This is a genomic window from Paraburkholderia tropica, from assembly GCF_014171495.1.
GTDB lineage: Bacteria > Pseudomonadota > Gammaproteobacteria > Burkholderiales > Burkholderiaceae > Paraburkholderia > Paraburkholderia tropica.
Genome location: NZ_CP049137.1, coordinates 97111 through 118916 on the forward strand (window position 1 = coordinate 97111; position 21806 = coordinate 118916).

Genomic DNA, 21806 nt, shown 5'->3' on the forward strand with positions numbered 1-21806 from the left:
TTACCGAAAGACGATCCAATACGCTGGCATGCGATCGAAGCAGCGTCGTTCTCGACGACCGAACTACACGGCAGCTTCAGGCCACTCCCCCCTGAACCGGACAGGACACGGCCAGACAGGTCCTGACCAGTCATTTTGCTGGGCTTGCAGGACAGATCAGCGACAAAGCATTTGTCAACGGAGACCAGTTCGCTGAAGGCCGCATGAGTGCACGGGCCGCACTTCGAGTTGGGCCATCGCGCAGCGAGGGCTAGCGGTCTGATGGCTTCAGCTATGGGATGCGTGAAACAGGAGCAAGGTCATCGACAGCATTTGATGTGGTGCAAGATAACGTACACCAAAGAAACACCCAAAGATACTTACCCACGTGTCGGCAGCGAATTGCATCTTGCGCTGGCCATAATCTTTCGTCTGCAACCCATTGATCGTCTTCAGTCGCTATTCGTTGATGGCTAGCCCAATTCCGGTGAAAACGCTGGCGCCGCGAGCCAGCCGACCAGGCGGAACTGACACGACGGCGATGAATTCGGTAAGCGTCATATCTCTATGAAAGAAAGAATAATCTCCCTGCCAGGAACACAGCGACCATGCCCGTCATCATTGCGGACAGTAATCCACCCTTGACAATCAACCTGCCGAACCGAGCCGAAGACGTAGAATTCTCGCCGTGATACACCGGACTCACGTCATCCGCGTTAGCCATGAGTGACCGCACGAATTCTCTAATCAAAGCAACTGTTTTCGATGCAACTTCGCGAATTCTGAAATGGGAGACTGATATCCATCTCCAGTATTGCGATCCTGCAAAACAGCATTCCAATACAACGTGTTGATCCAGAAAATTGGCCCGGTGATGATGCTTTTCGGCGCGGTGCGATACGCCCGCCGGCGGCAATTGAATCCGGGCGCACGAGCTTAAGTTCGTCATGCTCGGCGGTCGCTTCACCTTGCTTATATTGGGGAACAGGGAAAATGAGATCAAGCAGCTTGTTGAATGCAGTAGCGATTGCAGCCTTGTTTGCTTCCGGAAGTTATGCGTATGCACAAGAACGTGGCGTAGAAACAAGCCCCGCAATAGCATCCGCATCACAGGCCGCTCCTCCTACAAAGGCACAGCGCAAAGCGCAACGTCAGGCAAACCGCAAGCTGGAGAAGTCGGTACGAAATGCTCTCGTACACACCGATGGTTTGCAGATATACAACGTCAATGTGCTCGCGCGGAATGGCAGGGTTGATCTTGTTGGATCGGTACCCGATGAAGGCCAGATCCAGCGCGCCAGCGACGTGGCGAGAGCCGTCCCGGGGGTTGTCTCTCTAAACAACGCGCTGCATATTCGCGTTGCCGGGCGTTAACCGGACTGGCACTCGTGGGTGACGACCGAATACCTGCTTCCGGGAGACGCACTGAAACTGCTGCCACACTCCGTGGAGAGCGGATTGAACGGATCAAGATTAACCCATTCCCGCGATTTAGTTTCCGAGATCGGTCTCGCCCTTGGCTGCGAGTCCGAGAAGTCCTTTAGCACAGCGTTCAATCGAGTGATGAGCTGTTCTCCACGCCGATATGGTCGACAGCGAAGCGCGGAAACGATCGTGCCTGACGGGCGGTCGAACTGGAGTAGTCCCCGTCTTTCGTCAACGGCCACGTGACCGCTTTAGCTGCGACCGGGGCATCACGCCGCCAACATGTGATTGGGTGCCGAATGATCCGCGCTGCGGTAAATCCGGCCTCGCCTTTCGCACCCGGAGGCGAGGAGCCACCGCGGGCGGCGAGTCGACGTTCGCAATATCCATACACTTCCCGAATGCCTTACCTCGCGCTCACCGATGCTTCTTCGTATGCTTGACCTGGACGTTCGAGGGAGCGATTGTCACACCGCGCCGGCACATGAACAGTTCATGTCGGCGCGGATCTGCCACTCCGCCATCTAGATCAGCGGGAAAATAAACCGGACGTTGACGATGTTCCCCCCAGATAGTTACGCGTATGCATGCTCGCCGTATAGTTGAGCAGCACGTTGACGCCACCAAACTGGTACGCCACGAGTGGCCCGGCTCCATAAGCCTCGATACGGCATCCGCCTCTCGACATGCATCCCGCCTCATACGCGCCGGGTCCGGAATCGCTGGTGATCTGGTTAATCGAATACGCGGCCGCCCCGAACGTCCATTTCCCGATCGTCTTCGTCACGGTATACGTACCCGACAACTGCTGACCGGAGGTGTATTGGGTCTTGCCATTCCTGAAGTTGTACGCGTACTGAAGGCCTGCACTGATGTTCCAGCCATCATGAAGCCAGCTGATACCGATGTCGGGCTCAAGACTCCAGAATCCATTGCCTGACGGCGCGCCTCCACCAGACGGCGGACGGCCAGGCGCAGACGACGCATCGTCGACAGATACAATCAGATCGGTACGCAGGTGCAGATCGTGCGGCAGTTGCCAGGAAATCATGACGGGGGCTATAGCCGTATTGAACGTCCCCCAGTGCCCGTTATCCGATAACGCGGCCGCGCCGGAAACCTTGACATTGGTATAGTCGAACGGAAAAGCTGCCGCCGCTGCGTAGCTTCCACCCAGGACCTTGTTGCCTGGTACCCATAAAAGCATCGGCACCTGGATCAGCGCGTCGACACTTTCTGCAGTCGACCTCGAAGAATTGTCATAGACCCTGAACGACGCCCAATAGCTATCATAGATTCCATACAATCCTGTGGGCGGCAGTGCACCCGCAACAAGCCCTGCATTGATCGCAGGCAAGGTATTAGCCCATAGCTCCGCAGCACAACTTTGCCGCACTGTCAAGGCCGCACATGCCATGCCCAAGAAAATCCACACGCGTATAAAGCGAGCGCATCGTCCCATCCTGTCGTCTCCGTTCATCTTGTTCTCTGGAAAGCGTGTCCACTTCCATTTGCACTCCGAATCAAATTCCGGAATGTGCACATGAACAGCGCTTTAACAGGATCGCCTCTGCCAGCTGACCGGTCATGAAGATGCCAGCAGTGTCTCTTGCCCGGGCGTGCAACCACGCGGACCGCTCATCGGCCCCGGGTAGTCGAATTGGGGGTGAAGGAGTATCTCTGCCGCGATACGGCATGTGTGGAGTACCGTCTATCGGCGACAGCACGGAACCACGCACCGGCGCTTACCGGGTTGTCTGGCCCAAGCGATAGAAGATGCTGATGCCCCGCTGCCGGCGGACCACCGCCAGACCCAAGCCGCCAAACGGATCGCCACGGACGCTGAAATGCACGCTTCCTGTTAGCTCGCGGGTACGCGCAGTCTGAAGGCAGACTTCAGCAGCACCGAGGCAAACCGCACAGACGTGCGCGCTCATCCCCGGGTTGACTTATATACACTCGGCGAAATACCAAAAGCAGATTTGAATAGACGGCTGAAATGCGCCGAATCGCTAAACCCCCAATGGTAGGCAATCTCGGCCACCGTCCGCGCGCGACGTCCATCGGCCAGCTCGGCACGGCAGCGCTCGAGGCGCCGATGACGAATCCACCCGGCGACGGTCATGCCACGCTCATTGAACAGGAGATAGAGGTAGCGCAGTGAGATCCCGTTTTCCTCAGCGATCGCCTGAGGCGTCAGGCCCGTATCCTCGAGGCGTGCTTCAATGTACCGCAAGATCCGGTCAGTGAGGCGACTGCGCGGTGACTGACCCGACGGCGAACGATAGGCACGAAACGCAGCCCCCAGCAACTCCAGCGTCACGTCCACGATATCCGACGCACCGCGGCCCGGCTGGTCGACAACCTCCCGCGCCAGCGCTGTCAGGTACGCGCTCAAGAGCGTGGCGAAGTGATGACCGCTGGGTAGATGCAGCCCCTCGTAAGAAGTCGCGTGGTGCAGCACGCTCTCGAAGCGAGAGACCGGAATGATCATGCAGAGCTTATGGAAGCGGGCGGGCATCTCAAAACGCGCAGGTCGCCCACTCAACCATACACAAACCTCACCAGGCTGAATCAATGTCTTCTGGTCACCGGTATCACAAACCGTGGTACCGGTGCGCTGTAGCAGAACACCGACATAGTCCTCACCGTCGCACGATATATCGACTTGCCCACGCTCGCCCACAAACGGGTCACCCGAAAGCTCAATGAGCCGGACACCGCCGTCCAGTCGTCCCGGCCGTATGTCTGCGGTCAGTGCTCTGCCAGCGGGGGCCGAGTGCACCCGCCAACTCACAAGGTTCGCGCGAAGGGAATCCTCAATCGCGTCTGCACCGCATTGCAACCGGGCGCCATGATCTTCCAGCGTGTCCATCTCGTCTCCGTCCCAACATCCGCATCCGCCCGCTGCCCGTGCCGCAGCGGCCGACCCGGTTCGGCTCCTGATCCCGGTCTCTGTCGAAACGACCCGGTTTACGTGACGCTACCCCCGACCTGTGCCTTGACAATCTCGGTTTTCTCTCTATAGACTATTTTTGAACATTGGATACACTGTTCATTAAAGACTATTCCGGGCCTGCTGGCATCAATGACGGGCGAGGAAAAGAACGCACACCACGTCAAACACCAACATGACCCACTTTTCCAGCATCGAAGAATTGCGCCAGCACGCCAGGCATCGCGTGCCGAAAATGTTCTATGAATATGTAGACGCGGGCTCCTGGACCGAATCGACCTATCGTGCCAATTCCGAGGATTTCGCAAAACTGCATTTCAGGCAGAAGGTGGCGGTCGATTTCAGCCATCGGAGACTGGAAACGACGCTGGCCGGCATCCCCGCGTCCATGCCCGTTGCGCTGGCACCCACGGGTATTGCCGGCATGCAGCACGCTGACGGAGAGATTCTGGCCGCCAGGGCTGCGAAGCGATTCGGGGTCCCATTTACGCTCTCCACGGTCAGTGTCTGCTCTATCGAGGATGTCGCCGAGCACGCTCGCGCACCGTTCTGGTTTCAGCTCTACATGATGAAAGACCGGGGGTTTATCGAGAATCTGATCCAGCGCGCCGAGCATGCCGGCTGTCCGGTTCTGGTATTTACCCTGGATCTGCAGATCCAGGGACAGCGGCACCGCGATCTGCGAAACGGGCTGTCCACGCCTCCGAAGCTGACATTGCGCAATCTGGCGCACCTGGCACGCTATCCCTCATGGTGCGCGGGTATGTTGCGTACATCCCGCCATTCGTTCGGCAATATCGTCGGCCACGCACCGGGCGTCACGGGCATCGCATCCATGGCTGAATGGGCAGCCAGGCAATTCGATCCGACGCTGACCTGGAAGGACGTTGAATGGGTACGCAAGCGATGGAAAGGGAAACTCGTGCTCAAAGGCATCCTCGATGCTGACGATGCGAGAATGGCCGCCAGGTGCGGTGCTGACGCATTGATCGTGTCAAATCACGGCGGACGGCAACTCGACGGTGCCCCGTCCTCTATCTCCGTACTGCCGCGCATCGCAGACGCGATCCAGGGTGACATCGAGTTGCATATGGATAGTGGCATCCGCTCCGGCCAGGACGTACTCAAAGCCCTCGCGTGCGGTGCGCGCGGCGTCTATATCGGACGAGCGTTCCTGTATGGCCTCGGCGCTGCCGGCGAAGCCGGCGTGACACGCGCGCTGGAAATCATACGCAGCGAACTGGACATGACCATGGCGCTGTGCGGGATCACCGATGTCGCCAAGATTGACCGCGATGTGCTCATCGAGGGGGGCCGCGGAAGTCGCGCCTGCCGGCCGCTCGTCCAGGCGCATCCGGTCGCCGGCGAGCCGCTGCCTGGCAGCCTTCGCTAGGTCACGGTTTGGGGGCTGTATCATCTGTTGCATGCCACCACAGCATCGCGCCCGCCCCGCCACCGTCCACACAGTCTGCAACGGAGCGCTCCACGGCGCTCCCGCGATATAACGCCCGCCTGTCGCACCGTGGATCGCCGCAACGCGCATCGGCCGCACAGGCCAGGGTCGAGACGGAATTGACATCGAAAATGAGAAACGCCCCACTCGACAATATCGTTACCTCCCCTGAAGTCGACTCCGGAACCTCCATTCAGGATCGGACGTATCGCCTGCTGCGAGAGATGATCGAAGCAGGAAAAATTGCACCGGGGGAGAAGCTGCTTGAGGCGCGCGTTGCCAGGGCTTTCGGCATCAGCCGCTCACCTGCGCGTATTGCGCTCGCCCTGCTGTGCGAACACAAATTCATCACTGAAACCGCAGGACGTGGCTACCAGGTGGCCGGCAGCACAGCGGGTGAAGCGAAGATCGCGCATCTCGATACGGTCAGCCTCACGACCGAGCCTCAGTGGCAGCGAATTTATGCCTGCGTCGAGCGCGAGCTTTGCAAGCGGGTGCTCTTTGGCGCCGTCCGCCTGACCGAAGAGCGGCTCGCAGAGCATTTCAATGTGAGCAGGACGGTCGCGCGCGGTGTCGTCGCGCGAATGCACGGTGTGGGCATGTTATCGAAGGATCCATCGGGACACTGGGTTGCGGCCAGGATAACGACCGAGCGCATCAACCACCTCTTCGAAATCCGGCGTCTGCTGGAGCCCGCCGCATTGATGCACGCTGCACCGCTCGCCTCACGCCAGTGGCTCACCGCTGCATACGAGAGGCTCAGCGAGCAGATCGCGCGCCATCGATGTGACAAGGGCGATATGGACGCGGCGGAAACCGATCTTCACATCGACTTGCTGTCGCTTTGCCCTAACGAGGAAATCCGCATCGCGCTCGCCCGCACACACATTCTGTTCATTCCCACGCGATACGTAACCGACCGGTACCTTAAAACGCCCGAACATTCGATTTATGATGCGCTCAAAGAGCATCGGCAAATCGTCGGCTACGTGCTGAGCGACAACATTGCGTTGGCTGTACAGTCCCTGCAGGACCATCTCCAGGAAGCGGACATGCGCTGGCTGCAACGCTTCAATCGGGTTCGCACCATGAAATTGGAGCCGGTCCCTCCCTACCTTTCACCGCTTCAGGCGTAATGACCGACCATGGTTTCCTCAAGCGCCGCGATGGATGCAATCGGCAAGCTGTGGCGCGCGGCAAATCGCCGTATGTCAGCACCTCGCATCACCGTTCCGTCATCATTGAACAGTTCGCAGATTGCGGCCACTTCAGCAAGCTTCGCTCGTCTGCACAGTTCGATCGCTCCCTCGGTATGTCCGGGTCGCGCAGCCACGCCGCCAGGGTGCGCCCGAAGCGGGAACAGGTGACCCGGCTGTACGAAATCCGAGGCGATTGAGTTCGGATCAGCGAGCAGACGCACTGTCGCCGCCCGTTCGGCAGCCGATATGCCCGTGCGCAAGCCCACCCGCAAATCGACGCTAACCGTGAAAGCGGTGGACAACGGCGCCGTATTCACCTGTACCATCGGCGCCAGGTGCAGCCGCTCAGCGACTGCAGCGCTCAGCGGCGCGCAGACGATGCCGCATCCATGACGGATGAGAAAGGTCATCGCTTCTTCAGAGCAATGCGCCCCGGCAATCACCATATCGCCCTCCCCCTCCCTGTCTTCATCATCCGTCAAGATCACCATGCTGCCCTGACCGAACCGGTTGACAAGATCTTCCATCTCGCTGCGCATACCCGTCCCTCCTTCTGTCCTCGCTGGCAAGTACTCGCGTCTCACAAACGCGCGCAAACTTGCGCTGGTCCTGCGCGGGCGCTTCGCGCACCGCGCACACGTTGCTAGATTTCCTGATCAAGTGAGATCACGTGCTGCCGCTGCTCGCCCAGTCCATCAATGCCCAATCGCATCGTGTCGCCTGCCCGCAAAAATCTGGGAGGCGTCATCCCGAATCCCACCCCCGCGGGCGTTCCCGTGCACACGATATCGCCGGGCATCAGCGTCATGAATTCGCTCACGTAGCTCACGATTTCCCTCACACTGAAGATCATGTCGCCGGTATGTCCCGTCTGGCAGCGCTGACCGTTGAGTTCAAGCCACAGCCCCAAGTCGTGCGGCTCAGGGATCTCTTCAGAAGTGACGAGCCAGGGCCCGACCGGTGCAAAGGAATCGGCGCTCTTGCCCTTCGTCCATTGACCACCCCGCTCCAGTTGCCAGGCGCGCTCGGAGATGTCGTTCACGATCACGTACCCGGCGACATGTTCAAGTGCACTCGCTTGCCCGACGTAGCGGGCAGGTTGTCCGATCACCACACCCAGCTCGACCTCCCAGTCGACTTTCCTGGCGCCTCGCGGCAACATCACGCCATCGTCAGGTCCGGTCAATGCACTTGTCGCTTTCAGAAACACGACCGGCTCTTCAGGAACCGGTAGCCGTGCCTCTCTGGCGTGATCCCGGTAATTGAGCCCGATACACACGAGTTTTCCGATCCCGGAAATCGGCACTCCGAATCTTCCAGGCTGTACCACTACGGGAAACTGATTTACGTTCAAGGCAACCAGCTCATTGAATCGACCACCTGCCAACGCTTCGGGCGTAATGTCATCCAGAACACACGACAGGTCTCTTACCGCCCCCTGGCTGTCCACGAATCCCGGCCGCTCCGCATTCTTCTTACCGTACCGCACCAGCTTCATGATCTGCACTCTCGCTTAAAATGGGGAAGCGCGGCGAACGCATGCGCCGCGCGCTGAAACCGGATCGTGACGTTATCGAAGCAATTGCGCACGAGCAAGTTTCCCGTTCTCGTACAGCAAAGGCCCGATCGTGTTTTCGTAGACAGTTTCGGCCACCGTACCGATCACAACGGTGTGCCCCGAGTGCTCGAACGTATGCCCGACGTCGCAAAATACGGTGGCCTGTGCGCCGACGAGCTGGGGCAAATCGTAGACGCCTTTCGTCCACTCGCCAAAGTCGAAGCGTCCCTCACCCTTCACCTTGCCGCTGAACGGTTCGACAAGGAACGCCTGCTCCGCAGACAGGATATTGACCGCGAACCTGCGCACCCGCAGTAGCGGGGCATGCATGCTGGCAGTGTGAGCAACACTGATCAGCAAACTCGGCGGAATGACCCCCAGCGAACAGACGGCCGTCATCACCATGCCATATCTGCCCTCGTTCTCTACAGTGGTAATCAAGGATACGGTCGACGTCAGGCGACGCATCGCGTGTTTGAAATCATCGGTGGAAGACATCAGCCAATTGTCCTGATTCATTGCGTGATCCGATCAGAAAGCGCATCGTGTGCCACTGCCGCGCGCTCGATGCGCGGCAGAACCTTAGACCGGTCGAAAGGGCTTCCGGAGGCCGGCTCTTTCGAGAAGCGGCATCACGCCGGAGTTGAACCGGCGCAACCCGTCGAGGTAGTCAACCCAATGAATCGCCACACCATCGATCCCAAGCTCCGACAGTTCGGCCAGCCGTTCCGCGATGGTTTCTGCCGAGCCTACCAGGCTGTAACCGGCGTAACCACCGGAGAGGTGGAGCTTGAAAGTCTGCCAGGCCGCCTCAGGCATGATCTCCGAGTTCAACCCGAGATACTTCGCGGCATTTTCGACCGCCGCCTCGTTTCTCTTCTCGACCGCAAAATAACGCAGGTATTCTTCGGCTTCCCGGTCGGAATCGCGCTGGACGACGTATGCATGCGTCCAGACCTGAACCTCGCGGCCGTACTTCTCCGCTGCGAGCGTGCGATATTGCGCCACCTGCCTGCGAATGGCGTCCTTGTTGTTGTGATCGGTAATGACAACGTACCCGATGTCACATTGCGAAGCGATAAAATTGCGTCCCCGTTCAGATCCCCCCGCATTGATAACCGGCGGCAGCGGTCGCTGGATCGGCTTCGGCATCGCGAATGCCTCCTCGATCTGGAAGTATTTCCCGTGATGGCTGAAGCTCCCGTCCTCGGTCCACAGCCGCTTGACGACGCTCAGCCATTCGTCGGCGTAGTCGTATCGTGCGTCGTGTTCCATGAAGGGCACTCCGAACATGCCGAGTTCGGGATGAAACCATCCACAGACAACGTTCAGGCAGTACCGCCCTCCCGAGATATGATCGATTGTGGCCGCCTGCTTCGCCGCGAACACCGGGTGGGTCGTCTGGACGTGGGAGGTCGTCGTCAGCGTGATATGTTCGGTGACCGCAGCCAGTCCGGCAGCCCAGGTATAGGTTTCAAAGTTTCGCCCGTTGAAGTTGGTCGGCCCGCCCAAACCCATCCAGCGTGCTACAGGCACCAGTGCTTCGATCCCGACCTTGTCAGCCACCTGCGCAATTTCCTTCGTCAGCTCCCAGGTCAATTTGTGCCGTTCGTCCACCAGGGTCATCGCGCAGCCGCTATCGCAGTTCAGGCCAAACAGGCCCAGCTTCAGCTTGTTACCATTGAAAAGCGCATTCGTCCCATTGCGCTCACGTCCTTCGATTGCCGCCAGGTCTAACATTTCGCCTCCTGATTTTGTTTTGATCGCTGCCGTTTCCTAACTGATCTGACCCACGATGGCACCCACAAACTGTGGAATGTCATAAATGAAGCGACTGGTGACCACGTTTTCGTCCACGACAACGGGTTCATCCACGACGTCGGCTCCCGCATTGGCGAGATCCTCCATGATGTTCCAGTAACCCGTCGCCCGACGCCCTTTGAGCAGCCGGGCGCTCAGCAGGACCTGGGAACCGTGGCACAACGCGCCTACGGGCTTGCCGGTTCGCTGAAATGCCTGCAGGAACTTCAGCACGCCGGCGTTCACCCGCAGCTGGTCCGGGTTCCATGCTCCACCCGGCACATAAACCGCGTCGTAGTCGTCGACGCTCACCGCCTCGATGTGGGCGTCGACCGGAATCCAGCCAGAATTGTGAGTAAACTGGATTGCAAGAACATGCGTTTTGGCAATCTCGGGGAACTGGATGCCGAAGGCGGCCGCATATTCGATATGCCTGGGCGACACCAGATGGCAGGTTGCACCGCGTGCTTCAAGCCACTTGCGCGGAATCGACACTTCCGTTTCCTCCACGCCGTGCGTTGCGATGATCCCGATGCGCTTGCCCTTGAACTGCTCCGGATTCGCTGGCCGCTCCGTCATGAATTCCAGCAGACGCTCGTTGCCCGGCGCCGTCGCGAGAAAATGGATATTGACCTTGGGAAAAGGCGGCAGATCGTCGTATGCGTGAAGCGCCGTCACGATATCGCGGGCGGAAGAGTTCGTCATTGCAGGTCCCTCATGTCCTGTTGGTGTACCGACAGGATCGCTCCTTCGGCGCAACGGGGCATGAAGATTCCTGCACTGTCTCTTGCTCATTCGCGCACACACCGGCCGCGGTGCCTGCCGGGAGTTCTTCGCGGGCGCTGCCACAGGCTTCAGGCCCTCGACGCGCGCCCGCGTCGCTTTCCGCTCTGCGTGAGCTCTGAATCGCGTGCCTGATATGCTTCCCCCCACTGCCTCAGACTCACGAGAACCGGAGCGAGCGTGCGCCCAAACGGGGTGAGTTCATATTCCACCTTGGGGGGACCTGCGGGTAGACATGACGTGCGACGATACCGTCAGCTTCCAGCTCACGTAACTGCAGCGTAAGCATGCGCTGCGTTGTGTTCGGCATCAGCCGGGCGAGTTCCATAAAACGCCGTTTCTCCCGCAACAGATGGAAGAGAATCACGGGCTTCCAGAGACCGCCGATGACAGAAAGTGTGACCTCGACAGCACATCCGCTTTTACTGTCCAGACGTTTCGGGCGCATGGTGCCATACCTACATCATTGAAAGTACCGGCTTTAATTGTACGTTCTTGTCCCAATAGACGGGCGCCTGGATAATCAACGTCGAGTCACGGACCAATTGAAATCACGAAGGGCCTGCTGTCGCGCGGTCACCTTACGCAGATCTGCCCGGCACCGCACGTCCCGAACCGATCGTTCATGTCGCGTCCGTCAATTGCACTGTTATTTGCACCTTCACCCATAGCACCAAGGAACAGCACTGATGAAAGCCGTCGTTCTGCGCCAGCCCGCCGGGCTCGACAACCTCCAGCTCGTCAACCTCAACGATCCCGGCGCTCCCGCCGCCGGCGAACTCCGCGTGCGCATTCACGCGAGCTCGCTCAACTTCCATGATCTTGGAGTCGTCACGGGCAGGATGTCGACGGCCGACGGCCGCATTCCCATGTCCGACGGCGCCGGGATCGTCGAGGCGACCGGAGACGGCGTCACGGAGTTCGCCCCAGGCGACGCGGTGGTTTCATGCTTCTTTCCACACTGGCTCGATGGCGCGCCGGCCATTGGCGACTTTTCGACCACGCCCGGCGATGGCGTCGACGGCTACGCCCGCGAGTACGTTGTACGACCATCGCACTGGTTCACACATGCCCCCGCGGCTATACCCATGCACAGGCGGCCACACTGACCACGGCGGGACTGACTGCGTGGCGTGCGCTTGTTGTCGACGGTGGACTGAAAGCCGGTGACACGGTGCTGGTGCTTGGCACAGGCGGTGTCTCGATTTTCGCTCTGCAGATCGCCAAATACATGGGTGCTCAGGTCATTGTGACTTCGTCGTCCGACGTCAAGCTCGCACGGGCACAGGCACTCGGTGCGGATCACATCGTCAACTACCGGCGCGAACCGGGCTGGGCAGCAAAAGTGGTCGCGCTCACCGAAGGCCGTGGCGTGGACCATGTCGTCGAGGTCGGCGGTCCGGACACACTCACCCAGTCAATCGAGGCCTGCCGGATAGGAGGTCATATCGCCCTCATCGGCGTGCTCACAGGTATCAGCGGACAGATTCCGACGGTCACCCTGATGCGGCGTCAGCAGATTCTGCAAGGGCTCGTGGTCGGCAGCCGCACGCATCAGATCGAGATGGTGCGCGCCATCGAAGCGACCGGTCTCAAACCGGTCGTGGACAGGACATTCACACTCGATGAAATCGCCGATGCGTTCCGTCATCAGCAAGAAGCCAGCCACTTCGGCAAAATCTGTCTGGCGATCTGAAGCGAACGACGTGGTCGCGGGTTTCATCCGCGCCCACGTCGTTCGCTGGCGTGCCCCTGGCGCAAACGTCAAGGCATCGCTGTTCCCTCTGCCCATATGCGCGGTCAGATGGCGCCATCTGACCGCGAGATTTCAGCTCGCTGCCCCCGGTGGGACGAATCGGCGCCATCGTCCCGCATAGGATTGCGAACCAATCCTGAAACACTCTCCGGGGCTGCAATTCCGGGCCGTACGTGCCCTGGCGCGGAGTGCTGTCGCAATGCATTTCGATGATCCATGCACGCCCCGACGATGGTGCGACTCGTCTGATTTCGCTCAGAGGAGCTTCGGCGTGCCGATCCAGAGTATCGTAGCCTCCCCTTCAGAGTTATTTTCCCAGGCATGCGGCACTTTGGACTTGTACTGGGCGCAATCCCCTTTGCTCAAAAGAAAGTCCCTGCACTCCAGAGTCAACGTAATCTCACCGGAAAGGACGTGTATCAGTTGCTCGCTTGCGCGCGTGGCTATCTCAGATCGCTTCTGGCCGGGCGGCATGCGGACCAAAATCGCCTCCATCTGGTTGTCACCGTCGATGTTTGTCAATCGGGCAAAGAGACTTCCTGAGTCGTCAAGACCAAAGTACGTTCGATGATCAGCGCGCGTAACGGAGCCCTTCTCCGGGCCGAGAAAGTAACCCATTGCGACACCCAGGGCCGAAGATATCCCAGCGAGTGCAGACAAGGACGGCAAAACGCGACCACGTTCGACCTGAGAGAGATACCCTTTCGAGAGGCCGCTCGCAAGCGCGGTTTTCTCAAGCGTTTTACTCTGACGCTGACGAAGTATCCGGATCTTGGTTCCAAGTACCGTATCGAACTTACTCATATCGTTTGATGCAAGCATAGGGCGGAGAGATCCTGATCTCTTGCCTGCCGCGACCGCGCGGAGCGTGTCAGGTATGTTCGTGAGAGTTACGCAAAGGCAGCATCAGCGAGTAGAGCACCGCGCGACGGCCAACACATCCGTCTGGAGCGGCCGGAGGCTTATCGCAGCAACATGGCGACCGGTTCCGATCCAGGCTGCCCTACCCGCCTAACGAAGATCTGCCCAATGAGGGCTTCGAGCAACGCGACAGATTCCATGCAGACTCGACATGCCAGCGGAACCCCACTGCGCCAACGCGTGGCGCCTCTCGCGCGGCATGTGTGTCGTTCGTCCGGTAGCGGCGAAACATGTGTTAGCCCGAACAGGGGGAAGCCATACCCTCCAGCAAGGTCAGATACAAACTCCTTTTCTTCACTCGTCGAGACTCACGGAACTATAGGAATCCATCCAGTCGTACGATTCTCGCCCTGTCGCCCACGCCCAGTTGCGTTCGGGTACACGTCGGCTGTCCCCGCCTGTTGGCACGGCCTCCGGTCTCGGGTGCGTATTGGCCGGTGCGTGCGAAGCAAATCCATCAATTTGCTGTGTTGCGGAAGATCGTTGATCCATTACAGTTCCTCTATCAGCGTTCACGTTCTCACGATTCTGCGTGCCACCGTTACGCGAATTATTGACGCCACCATCGTCAATAATCGATTGGCAGCACATTATCCGGATGGCAACGACAACGTCTCCGGCCTCCACATTCTGATTCTAATAACCAGTCAAAAATCTTCAACGCTGAAAATGGAAAGTCATTATTTACATTTCCCGATAACCTCATCTCAACAAGAATCCGATGGTGATGCCATCTGGCTACAGATTCCATCAAGGCTGCGCACGTTTGGATCATTGTGCCCACACAACAGTCGAATCAGGATGGAATCTCCTTAACAATTTATAGGCATCCTAATTTAAATTATCCAGCTATTCTCCTCAGAGACTTCCATCAGTATCGCTATTCCGGCACCTGACCGCTACGTCGTTTAACGCAGCCAATGAAAGCGGGACTAAGATATTACGGTCTTGGTCGCAACAGTTGGCCAAGCAGGTGAAACGAGCCTTCCTTCCTGCATCATGCCGATACACCGCGGCTAAACTGCCCGGTCCCGGGAGCCATAACCGCCGGCGCCGCCATGTCGCAACCGGCTTCCGCAATCCGTACACCTTCGGCGAGAACCTCACCAAGCCAGTCGATAAAGAGACGAATCTTGCTTGGCAAATGGCGACTTGGATAAAACACGATGCTCACCGGCGCGTCGACGAGACCGCAATCAATCGGTATCTCAGCAAGCAGACCTTTCTCAATGTATGGCCAGAGAGCCAGCCGGTATGCCGAGACAATGCCGAGTCCAGAAACTGCACAGGAAATCATTGCCTCTGCATCGTCTACGATGATCCGGCTCTTCGTCGACACTGCTGTAATGACTCCGGCCGGCTCCCAGGGCTTCTGCGTGTTCCTGTCACCATGATTGAGTGCGACTGCATGGTGATCTTCCAGTTCGGCGACAGTGCGTGGCAATCCCTTGCGTCTCAGGTAAGACGGTGCCGCGCACAATGCATGAGACATTCGCGCAACCTCTTTCGCCACCACACGCGATTCGCGGATGGGTCCAATCCTGACGGTGCAGTCCATGGCCTCCTGGGCGAGACTGAACTGCTCATCCGATATGGCCAGTTCGATATCCAGCCCCGGGTACGCATCCAGCAGCGACGGCAATGCAGGTATGACCAACCCTCGCGCAAAGATTGCTGGCATGCCCACCTTGATCCGTCCCTCGGGACTCTGGGCCGCCGACATCGCCTCCTCATTCATGCTGTCCACCTGCTCCAGCACCCGGACACACGCCTCATAGTAAGTTTGCCCCTCGGGCGTTGGACTGACACTCCTCGTAGTTCGGTTCAGCAACCTCACATTGGTCTGCTCCTCCAGGATCTGGACCATGCGGGAAACGGTTCCCGTGTTCAGATTCAGGGCCTCGGCAGCTTTCGTGAATCCGCGCGTGTCAACTACACGCACAAAGGCCCTCATGGCGTCAAAGCGATCCATATAAACTCCTCAGTTCAGCGAGAGAAAGAGAATATTTCTGTCTTCCCCATACTGCGCTACACCAGATCGCCAGGTAATACCGAACCCATTTCAGACTCAAACTGCCCCTGGCTAATCGGCGTCGCGTATGCGATAAAACAGGATGTCAGCCGCCTCATCCATCGTCGCCACGGCCCTGTGAGGGACGCCAAACGCTTTCGCAATCTCTCGCCCCCGCACCCTGGCCTTCTCGCGCAGGATCTCATCCGGCTCAACGACGACAAGAACCCGGCAAAGTCTCGCCACAACGGCCCTGTTCCTCACGAGCCACTGTCCTCTCTGCGCGTAGTCCTCCGCAGACTCATCCGAGATCGCTCCCCGGTAGACGATCGCAAAAGGATGGCCAAGCGCGATCAGTACATCCATTTCAGATGTCCAACGCTTCCCGTAGCCAGTAACGATTGCCTCGTTATTCACCGTAACAACAGGAAACGCGCTGACGTCAAGCACGACAAAGCGGGAAGTGTCGAGACCGCTCATCGCTACTCCAGATCAGGGTGCCGCGCGGATTCGCCTGAAGCGCTTGCGCCACTGCTCACGAGTTCGCCACGCGTGGCAGCACCGACCTTTGCAGCCTCTGGAGCAGGGGGAAAGCTCGTTTCCCACCCGCCCCCCAGAGCCTTGTAAAGGCCGACCAGTGCGAGTGATACGTCAGTAGTACTGGCAACCCTGGCTTGCTGCGTATCCAGCAGGTCGCGCTGGACGGTCAGCACGTTGAGGAAATCCGTCGCACCCGCAACGTACTGACGACGTGCATTCTCAAGTGCCTCACTATCCTGCGCCTCCGTTGCAGCAAGTTTCTCCTCCCGTGTCTGCCGTGTGTCATAGTCGCTCATGGCGTTATCGACCTCATGCCAGGCATTGAGCACGGTGCGCTGGTACTCGATCATTGCCTCGCGCTGTTGTGCCTTGCGCAGTTCGAGTTGCCCTTTGAGCCGGCCACCCTCGAAAAGCGGAACGCTCAGCGCCGGTCCTACCCCGAACATGCGCGAACTCCACTCGTCGAGGTCTCCGAAATGCATGGCCTGAAGACTCAGGTTCGCCGAGAGTGTGATCCGTGGGTAAAAGTCGCCAACGGCAACACCGATGTCCGCAGTTGCCGCATGCAAATGTGCCTCTGCCTCGCGGATATCCGGCCGACGCTCTGCCAGTTGGGAGGGCAACCCCACTGGCACACGTGGCGGCACAGGGGGAATGGCGTGGACGGCGTCGAGTTCGCCCTCGAGCGTTCGCGGGGTTCACCGAGCAGGAAACTCAGGGCATTGACGAGATGAACCCGCTGGTTTTCAAGCACCGGCAGGCGCGCTTCGATGCCGCTCACCTGCGCTGCTGCCTGCGCAGTCTCAAGGTGGGTTGCTACCCCGTCGGTAAAGCGGATCTGGGTGAGCTTCAGGCTTTGGCGTGCGATTTCGAGGTTTTGCTCAACGACCGCCTGTTGCGCCTGTACGCCCCTGAGCTGGATGTAATCGCTCGCCGTCTCGGCGATCGCCGAAAGCAGGACATCGCGCCTCAAATCGGCAGTTGCCTGTACCGACGCGTCGGCGGATTCGATCTCGCGACGCACGCGCCCCCAGAGGTCCAGTTCCCACGAGGCGTCGATCCCCGGCTGCCAGACGTTATAGTCATGCTGGCCATTCAGACCTGAGATGTCCACGAGCCCGTTCTGGCTCGAACGCGAGTGTTGATACGAAGCCGTTCCTTCGAGCGCAGGCATGGCGTCTGCCCCGGTCATGCGGCGGGCTGCTCGCGCCTGCATGAGCCGTTGGGTGGCGACCTTGACATCGAGGTTTGCGCCCGCCACACGCTGAACGAGCGAAGAGAGTTCGGTGTCCGAGAATACGGTCCACCACTGCGCGTCGACATTGTCCGGGACAGCATGACTGTGCGCCGGCTCCGCCTCCTGTTTGACCTGCCGCGTCCACTGCGACGGCAACGCCGCCTGGGGCTCGTGATAGTCCGGACCAACCATGCAACCGGCTAACGTTGCCAGCAACACCGCGCCAGCCACGCGGGCAATATACGGGCTCATTGCTGAATGCCTCCCGTGTTACCCTGCCCACCCGAATCGCCCGTCTGGATGGTTACCTCGACTGACATGCCTACGCGAAGGCGTTCCAGTTCGGGTTGCCCGGGACGCAGCAGGATTTTCACCGGAACACGCTGGACGATCTTGGTGAAGTTTCCCGTCGCGTTATCCGGTGCGATCGGGGCAAAGGTCACCCCCGTGGCAGGTGCCAGACTGTCGACCGTTCCGTGCAGCACAGCTCCGGGAAACGTATCGACATGGATATCGGCGGTCTGCCCACGCCGCACGGACGTCAGCTGCGTCTCCTGGAAATTGGCGACGACATAGGCCTTCTGCAATGGAACCACGGCAAGCATAGGGGTGCCTGCAGTCACGTATGCCCCAAGGCGCACCGAGCGCCGGCCAACCATGCCGTCAACTGGCGCAACGATACGCGTCCACGAAAGATTCAGGCGAGCCGTGTCGAGTGCCGCCGACGCCTGGCCCAGCGCCGCCTGGGCGCGATCCCTGACTGACTGCAGCACGGCGACCTGCTGCCGTGCGGCCTTGACAGTAGCCAGGTTGCGGGCAACATCTGCCTGCGCCGTATCGATGCGCGACTGCGCCTGTTGTGCGTTCTGTACGCTGCCGGCACCGCGGCTAGCCAGGTCCGTGTAGCGGCTGTAGTCCGCCCGGGCGAATGTGTAGTTCGCGTGGGCAGCCGCAAGCGCTGCATTCGCCTGATCAATGACAGACTGCTGCTGCACGATACTTGTTGACGCATTGTCGATAGCGGCTTTCGCCATGGCCACGTTCGCCTCTGCAGAAGCGACAGCGGCCCTGTAGTCCCTGTCGTCGATCTGCGCGAGGAGTTGTCCCTGATGGACAACCTGGTTGTCCTCCACCAGCAGCCCCGTGATCTGCCCGGCCACACGCGGTGCAACGACCGTGTAGTCGGCAGTCACATACGCGTCATTGGTGGCCTCTGATGACGAAGACCGACCAAAACCGGCAATTGCAGCCGATACGACAACCGCAGTCAGGATGGCGGCAGCGACGATATACAGCTTTCGTTTTTTAATTGATTCGGACATGGCTAATAAAATCGTTCTCAGGTCGCACTACTTCGCGACGGCGCTGGGAGGATAGACACGGGGTGCGAGGAGCGGGATCAGCACGATGAGCGCAACCGCAATGAGTGCCATCAGCCGGAAGACATCCGCTGAAGCAAGAACCAGCGCCTGCTCCCGTATCCGGTCATCGAGAAGTGGCATCAACGCCTGGTTCGGGAGCTCCGCCGCACGGATCAATCCATCGTTCATCCCGGTCAGAGGCTGTGGCCGGTTGCCAAGCTGGTCAACGAGTACGCTGGAATGGAAATGCTCGCGCATGGTGAAGAACCCTTCTGTCACGCCAGTTCCCACGACCGATGCGAGCCCCTTGATCGTGTTAAACCAGGCAGAAGCAAACGGCCCCTCGGCGGGCGCCAGCCCGTTGGTCGCCAGTACGAGAATTGGAATCACCGACATCGGCTGTGCGAATATCTGGATGATCTGCAGGACGTAAAAGTTCTCACGCGTCCAGTCCGATGTGAGATTGCTACCGATACCACACGTCAACACAATGAGACCGATCCCCGTGGCAAGAATCCAGCGGCAGTCAATCGCACGTACGTTACACAAGGCCGCGACGATGGGAAGTGCCAGCAGTTGTGGCAGCGCCACGCATAACGAAAGAGGCGCGCTTTGCAAGGGCCGATAACCCTTCACTTCCGCAAGGTAGGCCGCGGGGATACCCGCAATTGCGACAAAGATCAGCAGCACGCCACCAAGCGTAATCAACGCATGGGTCAGATTCATGCGCGCCAGCAACTGGATCTTGAAGAAGGGTAACGGGTGAAACCATTCGTTCACCAGAAACAGCACGAGCAGGATCGCCGAAGCGACAAACAACAGGCAGATCAACGGAGAATCCGTCCAGCCCAGTCGCGTTCCCTGGCCCAGCGCCGCAATGAGCATTCCGACCGCAGGAAATCCAAGGACCAGGCCGCGCCAATCGAACTGGCGGCATCGCTCAAGCCGCAGGGGATCCTGCGGAAGTCCCCATGCAATCATGAGTATCGACAGCAAGCCGAGGGGCGCTATCTCCCAGAACAGGAATCGCCAGCCAACGTATTCAGTCCACAATGCCGCGAGCGGTGTACCAAGATTTGGCGCGAAGGTCGCCGTGAGCGCATAAGCACCGAGCCCGTAGATCTTGATTCCAGGAGGCAGAAATCGCAGCGCGACCGTCATCAGCATCGGTGGCAGACACCCTCCTGCGAATCCCTGCAATGCACGCAATGTGAAGAGTGCCGCAGTGGAAGGGGCAAATGGAAAAATGAGCCCCAGCACGGCAAAAACAGCGACCGCACCAATCGTAAAACGCCTGAGTGAAAACGTCGTCGCGCACCACGGCGCGAACATCATCGCCGTAACCTGCGTTACCTGATAGAGCGTGGACAGCCATGACGCATCGTCGTAACTGATCCCCATGGCGCCACGCACATCGGCCATCGCAATTTCGGTCACGTGATCGTTCAATTGGGCGATCACGACGGCCAGGAGAACCCCCGCCATGCCCACGAGGATTTGTGCACCAAATGCGGGTGGCGCAGCACCACCGGCAGGGGCCGTCGGCGCGGACGCGGCCGGCGCGGGCGAAAGTGCGACGCTACTCACGTTCGCCTCCACGCCTGGCCCACGCATACGCAGCGTGTGGAGGCCACGACAGCGTCAACTGATATCGGAAAAGTCTTCACCGTTTCACCTTCCACAGACGACATCGAATGCGGTCAGTCTAGATACGGTGGAGCAATCCGAAAATTGAAATCTTTGCACTCCTGCCGTGCGTCTGGCGCACTTATCTAGAGAATATCATCGCGCCGGGTATAGCACCGGCCTCTCCGGAGCAGAGTTCGCGAACGATACGCCGGAGCCATTGATGCGCACTGTCGCTCTGAAATCGGGGATGCCATGCCTGAACCACCACCACCGTTTCCAGCGGAAGTGGCAGCTCAAAATGACGCGCCCGCACGCCCATCCGCCGTACGGCCCATGCAACGTGCTCGGGCACGGTCAGGATCAGGTCTGAACTCCCGAGCATGAAAACGCCAGAATGAAATGTGGGAGCCACCAGCGACACACGCCTGGAAAGACCAAGACGCTGCAGGGCGGCATCAATCGGGCCGCTTGCACGTCCACGGCGGGAGACACTGATCTGGTCGTATCTCGCGAAACGTTCCGGGGTGATTTCGTGTTCGAATATGGGATGCTCATCGCGTGCCATCCCAACGAATTTCGTCGTGAAAAGCGACTGGACATGTACGTCCGTCCCCATCGGACGCATGGCGCTGATATACAGATCGACCTTGCCGTCCTCCAGCACCGTGTCTTCCGTTTCCCGCTCCGGCGAGAAACGCAACAGCACATGCGGCGCTTCGGCACATACCCGTTCCATCAACGCCTGACCGAATGCGCTAATGAAGACATCGTTCGCGTGCAGATTGAAATTCCGCTTGAGGGAGGACAGGTCAACCTCCCGCTCAGGCTCGAGCAGCCGGCGGGCGCCCTGCACCGCCTGACGGACCTGCTCGCGCAGTGCGAGTGCACGCGGCGTGGGCACCATCTTGCGCCCAACCTTCACAAAAATAGGGTCGTCAATGGTTTCACGAATGCGTGCCAGGGTGCGACTCATTGCGGGCGCGCTCAGATTCATCCGGCGTGCCGCGGACACGACGGAACCCTCTTCGAGCAATACGTCGAGCGCGAACAGAAGATTAAGGTCAGGTGATTGCATGACGGCAAAGTATAGTTACTTCTATCAGCGCCTGCGTCGGACATATCGTGCGTCAGACGCACTGCACAAGTGCATCGCACGACATTTTCCGAAGTTCTCTCGACGGGCACAATCGAAGCTCCA

18 protein-coding genes and 2 pseudogenes are annotated in these 21806 nt (G+C 59.2%); 4 read left to right on the forward strand and 16 right to left on the reverse strand.

Features of this window, described 5'->3' with window-relative positions; translation table 11 throughout:
- The first annotated feature begins 987 nt into the window (after positions 1 to 987).
- Positions 988 to 1353, forward strand: a complete 366-nt coding sequence (locus G5S35_RS31035; RefSeq protein ID WP_183040365.1) for a BON domain-containing protein — start codon at positions 988 to 990, stop codon at positions 1351 to 1353.
- Positions 1354 to 1933: 580 nt separating this feature from the next.
- Here G5S35_RS31035 and G5S35_RS31040 read toward each other — a convergent pair.
- Complete coding sequence (locus tag G5S35_RS31040) at positions 1934 to 2884, reverse strand: SphA family protein (RefSeq protein WP_183040366.1); 951 nt, start codon at positions 2882 to 2884, stop codon at positions 1934 to 1936.
- Between the two features lie 453 nt (positions 2885 to 3337).
- Entirely contained in the window at positions 3338 to 4279 is a 942-nt protein-coding gene (locus tag G5S35_RS31045) for a helix-turn-helix domain-containing protein (RefSeq protein WP_183040367.1), read from the reverse strand.
- Between the two features lie 256 nt (positions 4280 to 4535).
- On the opposite strand from G5S35_RS31045, the gene G5S35_RS31050 reads away from it, so the two are divergent.
- Complete coding sequence (locus tag G5S35_RS31050; protein ID WP_183040368.1) at positions 4536 to 5753, forward strand: alpha-hydroxy acid oxidase; 1218 nt, start codon at positions 4536 to 4538, stop codon at positions 5751 to 5753.
- A 191-nt stretch (positions 5754 to 5944) separates the two neighbouring features.
- Positions 5945 to 6949, forward strand: coding sequence for a GntR family transcriptional regulator (locus G5S35_RS31055; protein ID WP_183040369.1), 1005 nt, complete (start codon positions 5945 to 5947; stop codon positions 6947 to 6949).
- On the opposite strand, the gene ribB is transcribed toward G5S35_RS31055, so the two are convergent.
- From ribB to G5S35_RS31085, 6 genes and pseudogenes are all read right to left on the reverse strand, one after another.
- Complete coding sequence (ribB, locus tag G5S35_RS31060; RefSeq protein ID WP_183040370.1) at positions 6940 to 7551, reverse strand: 3,4-dihydroxy-2-butanone-4-phosphate synthase; 612 nt, start codon at positions 7549 to 7551, stop codon at positions 6940 to 6942. The genes G5S35_RS31055 and ribB overlap by 10 nt on opposite strands.
- A 104-nt stretch (positions 7552 to 7655) precedes the next feature.
- Positions 7656 to 8510: a fumarylacetoacetate hydrolase family protein gene (locus tag G5S35_RS31065; protein ID WP_183040371.1), complete on the reverse strand. Its 855-nt coding sequence runs from the start codon at positions 8508 to 8510 to the stop codon at positions 7656 to 7658.
- 72 nt (positions 8511 to 8582) lie between these two features.
- Complete coding sequence (locus G5S35_RS31070; protein WP_183040372.1) at positions 8583 to 9089, reverse strand: flavin reductase family protein; 507 nt, start codon at positions 9087 to 9089, stop codon at positions 8583 to 8585.
- Between the two features lie 63 nt (positions 9090 to 9152).
- On the reverse strand, positions 9153 to 10310 hold the full coding sequence (locus tag G5S35_RS31075; RefSeq protein ID WP_183040373.1) for an LLM class flavin-dependent oxidoreductase: 1158 nt from the start codon (positions 10308 to 10310) through the stop codon (positions 9153 to 9155).
- Positions 10311 to 10346: 36 nt separating this feature from the next.
- Positions 10347 to 11075 (reverse strand): DJ-1/PfpI family protein, encoded by a 729-nt coding sequence (locus G5S35_RS31080; RefSeq protein ID WP_183040374.1) that lies wholly within the window; start codon positions 11073 to 11075, stop codon positions 10347 to 10349.
- A gap of 263 nt (positions 11076 to 11338) precedes the next feature.
- Positions 11339 to 11601, reverse strand: a pseudogene (locus G5S35_RS31085) (winged helix-turn-helix transcriptional regulator); the annotation flags it as partial.
- A gap of 241 nt (positions 11602 to 11842) precedes the next feature.
- Here G5S35_RS31085 and G5S35_RS31090 point away from each other — a divergent pair.
- A pseudogene (locus G5S35_RS31090) lies at positions 11843 to 12849 on the forward strand (zinc-dependent alcohol dehydrogenase family protein).
- A 315-nt stretch (positions 12850 to 13164) separates the two neighbouring features.
- On the opposite strand, the gene G5S35_RS31095 reads toward G5S35_RS31090, so the two are convergent.
- The 8 genes from G5S35_RS31095 to G5S35_RS31125 form a co-directional block, all read right to left on the reverse strand.
- Complete coding sequence (locus G5S35_RS31095; RefSeq protein ID WP_237181886.1) at positions 13165 to 13713, reverse strand: helix-turn-helix domain-containing protein; 549 nt, start codon at positions 13711 to 13713, stop codon at positions 13165 to 13167.
- Between the two features lie 1114 nt (positions 13714 to 14827).
- Positions 14828 to 15802, reverse strand: a complete 975-nt coding sequence (locus tag G5S35_RS31100) for a LysR family transcriptional regulator (protein ID WP_183040376.1) — start codon at positions 15800 to 15802, stop codon at positions 14828 to 14830.
- A 111-nt stretch (positions 15803 to 15913) separates the two neighbouring features.
- Positions 15914 to 16321 (reverse strand): hypothetical protein, encoded by a 408-nt coding sequence (locus G5S35_RS31105; RefSeq protein WP_183040377.1) that lies wholly within the window; start codon positions 16319 to 16321, stop codon positions 15914 to 15916.
- A gap of 2 nt (positions 16322 to 16323) precedes the next feature.
- A complete protein-coding gene (locus G5S35_RS39720; protein WP_237181888.1) occupies positions 16324 to 16950 on the reverse strand; it encodes a TolC family protein in 627 nt (208 codons plus the stop codon).
- Positions 16875 to 17870: a TolC family protein gene (locus G5S35_RS39725; protein ID WP_237181890.1), complete on the reverse strand. Its 996-nt coding sequence runs from the start codon at positions 17868 to 17870 to the stop codon at positions 16875 to 16877. The genes G5S35_RS39720 and G5S35_RS39725 overlap by 76 nt, the downstream gene beginning before the upstream one ends.
- Positions 17867 to 18940, reverse strand: a complete 1074-nt coding sequence (locus G5S35_RS31115; protein WP_183040378.1) for an HlyD family secretion protein — start codon at positions 18938 to 18940, stop codon at positions 17867 to 17869. The genes G5S35_RS39725 and G5S35_RS31115 overlap by 4 nt, the downstream gene beginning before the upstream one ends.
- 27 nt (positions 18941 to 18967) lie before the next feature.
- Positions 18968 to 20566: an MFS transporter gene (locus G5S35_RS31120; protein WP_338048742.1), complete on the reverse strand. Its 1599-nt coding sequence runs from the start codon at positions 20564 to 20566 to the stop codon at positions 18968 to 18970.
- Positions 20567 to 20747: 181 nt separating this feature from the next.
- On the reverse strand, positions 20748 to 21683 hold the full coding sequence (locus tag G5S35_RS31125) for a LysR family transcriptional regulator (protein ID WP_183040380.1): 936 nt from the start codon (positions 21681 to 21683) through the stop codon (positions 20748 to 20750).
- Between the last annotated feature and the right edge of the window lie 123 nt (positions 21684 to 21806).

Bases quoted from the DNA above. Each gene is read 5' to 3' on its own strand.
- G5S35_RS31040 (WP_183040366.1), bottom strand. From the start codon at position 2,884: ATGAACGGAGACGACAGGATGGGACGATGCGCTCGCTTTATACGCGTG.
- G5S35_RS31045 (WP_183040367.1), bottom strand. From the start codon at position 4,279: ATGGACACGCTGGAAGATCATGGCGCCCGGTTGCAATGCGGTGCAGAC.
- G5S35_RS31050 (WP_183040368.1), top strand. From the start codon at position 4,536: ATGACCCACTTTTCCAGCATCGAAGAATTGCGCCAGCACGCCAGGCAT.
- G5S35_RS31055 (WP_183040369.1), top strand. From the start codon at position 5,945: ATGAGAAACGCCCCACTCGACAATATCGTTACCTCCCCTGAAGTCGAC.
- ribB (WP_183040370.1), bottom strand. From the start codon at position 7,551: ATGCGCAGCGAGATGGAAGATCTTGTCAACCGGTTCGGTCAGGGCAGC.
- G5S35_RS31065 (WP_183040371.1), bottom strand. From the start codon at position 8,510: ATGAAGCTGGTGCGGTACGGTAAGAAGAATGCGGAGCGGCCGGGATTC.
- G5S35_RS31070 (WP_183040372.1), bottom strand. From the start codon at position 9,089: ATGAATCAGGACAATTGGCTGATGTCTTCCACCGATGATTTCAAACAC.
- G5S35_RS31075 (WP_183040373.1), bottom strand. From the start codon at position 10,310: ATGTTAGACCTGGCGGCAATCGAAGGACGTGAGCGCAATGGGACGAAT.
- G5S35_RS31080 (WP_183040374.1), bottom strand. From the start codon at position 11,075: ATGACGAACTCTTCCGCCCGCGATATCGTGACGGCGCTTCACGCATAC.
- G5S35_RS31095 (WP_237181886.1), bottom strand. From the start codon at position 13,713: ATGAGTAAGTTCGATACGGTACTTGGAACCAAGATCCGGATACTTCGT.
- G5S35_RS31100 (WP_183040376.1), bottom strand. From the start codon at position 15,802: ATGGATCGCTTTGACGCCATGAGGGCCTTTGTGCGTGTAGTTGACACG.
- G5S35_RS31105 (WP_183040377.1), bottom strand. From the start codon at position 16,321: ATGAGCGGTCTCGACACTTCCCGCTTTGTCGTGCTTGACGTCAGCGCG.
- G5S35_RS39725 (WP_237181890.1), bottom strand. From the start codon at position 17,870: ATGAGCCCGTATATTGCCCGCGTGGCTGGCGCGGTGTTGCTGGCAACG.
- G5S35_RS31115 (WP_183040378.1), bottom strand. From the start codon at position 18,940: ATGTCCGAATCAATTAAAAAACGAAAGCTGTATATCGTCGCTGCCGCC.
- G5S35_RS31125 (WP_183040380.1), bottom strand. From the start codon at position 21,683: ATGCAATCACCTGACCTTAATCTTCTGTTCGCGCTCGACGTATTGCTC.